The organism is Cytobacillus oceanisediminis 2691, from assembly GCF_007678455.1.
Lineage (GTDB): Bacteria > Bacillota > Bacilli > Bacillales > Cytobacillaceae > Mesobacillus > Mesobacillus oceanisediminis_A.
Genome location: NZ_VEEP01000386.1, coordinates 1 through 239, shown reverse-complemented (window position 1 = coordinate 239; position 239 = coordinate 1). Strand labels below are relative to the sequence as shown.

The window sequence follows — 239 nt, the reverse complement described above, 5'->3', positions numbered from 1 at the left end:
ACCCCCTTTACCATCTTCATTCACCAAAACCCATCATCAACCAACCACAGCACCTCCCACCTCAACCTTTCCCCCCCCACCATACTTTCTTTTCACTACACCCCACAACCGCCCCAATCATCACCATCATCATCACTCTATCCCCACCTCCACATAAAATCATCCTTCCCCCCAACGTCCACAAATCAATCATCTCCCCCATCCTTTTTTCCCCTCCCATTCCAATTTTCATCCATCCA

At 49.0% G+C, this 239-nt stretch carries 1 pseudogene; it reads left to right on the top strand.

The annotated features are described in order from the left end of the window. Positions 1-239 (top strand): annotated as a pseudogene (locus FS736_RS25675) (arginine decarboxylase); the annotation flags it as partial.